Origin of the sequence: Marinobacter sp. (assembly GCF_033722195.1) — a bacterium.
GTDB lineage: Bacteria > Pseudomonadota > Gammaproteobacteria > Pseudomonadales > Oleiphilaceae > Marinobacter.
This window is the reverse complement of the sequence record NZ_JAWVZL010000201.1, coordinates 1-2,043: the sequence shown is the minus strand read 5'-3', so window position 1 is coordinate 2,043 and position 2,043 is coordinate 1. Positions and strand designations below refer to the sequence as shown.

Genomic DNA, 2,043 nt, shown 5'->3' with positions numbered 1-2,043 from the left:
TGACCGCCAAGCCCGACATCAACCAGGTCTGCCAGCTGGTCACCGAGGGCATCCAGCGGGCGGTGGGCATGCAGCGGGTGGCGTTGCTGATGAGTGACCGTTCCGGCACCCGGCTGGTACCCCGCAAGGTGCTGGGGGTGGAGACCGAGGGCTGGCGGGACGGCTTCGTGATCGAGCGCAACCGCAAGACCACCCTCAACCGCCTGCTGACCGACCACGAATGTACCCTCTACAAGCCCGCGAAGGACGCCCAGCGGGCCGACTTCGACCCCTGGGTGGGCAAGGTGCCGGCGCTGGTTGGGCCGCTCATGGCCAAGGGCCGGATCGTGGGGCTGTTCTACGCCGACAACGCCGGTGCAGGCTCGGCCCCCAGCGCCGGCCAGCTCACCGCCTTCAGCCATTTCGTCCGCCACGCCCAGCTCTGCCTGACATTGCTATCGGTGTCCTGAGCCCGGCTACAACTCATAGAGCTTGGTGACATGCAGGATCGGCCCGGTGGGAGCTCCGGTGGGTGACCCGCCGGCCGGCTCCAGGCTGATGGCCAGGGTGCGGCTACTGCTCAGCGCCTGGCGGGCCTCGTCGGTCAGGGTGACCTGGTAGACGCCCCCCACCGGCACCACACCCAGGGACAGCGGATTGCCGCTCTCCGGCACGATCCAGAGCTCATAGTCCTTGCCGGCCTCGGCCTGGGTGGCCGCCACCGGCCGCATCCGCAGCTGGTTGGCGGAGGCCAGTTCACTGACCAGCCAGAGCGGGTCACCGACGTTCTCCTGCACCACCGCACCCGACAGCAGCGGACCGGGGGCGGGCTGCTGCGGTTGCTGGACCAAAACTACCGCCATCACCAGGGCCGCGGCAGTCGCCAGGGCGCCCCAGCTGGGCCAGAACCAGCCGGTTCGGGGCTGCGGTCGTGTGCCTGCAAGGGCCGCCTCGGACCGCGGCCAGAGCCGGGTCTCGATGTTTGACCAGACCCGCGCCGGCGGCTGCCTCTCGGGCACCGCATCCGCCAGCCCGCCGAGTTTCTCCTCCCAGAACCAGACTTCCTGGCGCACCCGGTAGGATTCCATCATCCAGCGCTCAAACCGCTTCCTGGCCTGCCCCTTGAGGGAGCCAAGGACATATTCGGCGGCCAGACTCTCTATGCGTTCGGGTGTTTTTCTCATCGCTCAAGACACCTCTTCAGCGCCAGCAGGCCGCGGCGGATCCAGCTCTTGACGGTACCGATGGGCGTACTCAGGGCCGTCGACAGCTCCTCATGGGTAAAGCCACGATAATACGACAGCAGAATGGTGTCCCGCTGGGACGGGCTGAGTTCATCCAGGCAGCCAGTGAGGGCGGCGCTGCCATCCATTCGAAGTGAGACATCCAGGGGACCTTCGCGACCGTCTGCTACGGTCTCAAGCGCCTCTTCACCGGCACCCTGACGCACTTTCCGGGCCCGCATGAGGTCCAGGGTGCGGTAACGAGCGATCGTCATCATCCAGCTGAGTGGCGTGCCGCGCTCACTGTGGTATTCGCTGGCGTGGTGCCAGATGCGGATAAAAGCATCCTGAAGCGCTTCTTCCGCCAACTCCTGTTGGCCTGCGAGCTTGTGGCACAGGCCCAGCATGCGCCCGGCCACCAACTCGTAAAGCCGCTGAAACGCCTGCCGGTCCTGGTGCGCCACCGCGCTCAGCAGGCGCATCAGTTCTTCCTGCCCTGAATCCTCAGCCATCATGAAGTCTTTCCTCGATAGGGACTGCCTGTGATCCGGCGTGCGGCAAGCACCGCCAATCACCCGTTATCGCTATTACGCCTCAGGGCGCCGCGGGGATGCGTGACAAAGAGAATTTGCGGTGGCCCGAGATATTTTTATGGGTATCTGCATCTTTTCTGATCGACCGCCCGTTTCCGATACGCAACTCCAACAATAGATGAGGAATACAGAATGAACACCCTGATCAAACGTTCCGGGCTGGCGCTGGCGATCGCCGGAGTATGCCTCTCAGCCGGCATGGCCCAGGCCTCCAGCCACCGCGAGGCCCCCTTCATTACCGAGCTGCC

At 65.3% G+C, this 2,043-nt stretch carries 3 protein-coding genes; 1 reads left to right on the top strand and 2 read right to left on the bottom strand.

Annotated elements, in window-relative coordinates; translation table 11 throughout:
- Positions 1-449, top strand: a 449-nt coding sequence (locus R3280_RS16825) for a GAF domain-containing protein (RefSeq protein ID WP_318999762.1), incomplete at its 5' end; no start/stop codon positions are given.
- 6 nt (positions 450-455) lie between these two features.
- Here the strand turns inward: R3280_RS16825 and R3280_RS16820 are convergent.
- Entirely contained in the window at positions 456-1,163 is a 708-nt protein-coding gene (locus R3280_RS16820) for an anti-sigma factor domain-containing protein (RefSeq protein WP_318999761.1), read from the bottom strand.
- Complete coding sequence (locus tag R3280_RS16815) at positions 1,160-1,717, bottom strand: sigma-70 family RNA polymerase sigma factor (protein ID WP_318999760.1); 558 nt, start codon at positions 1,715-1,717, stop codon at positions 1,160-1,162. The genes R3280_RS16820 and R3280_RS16815 overlap by 4 nt, the downstream gene beginning before the upstream one ends.
- Positions 1,718-2,043 lie beyond the last annotated feature (326 nt).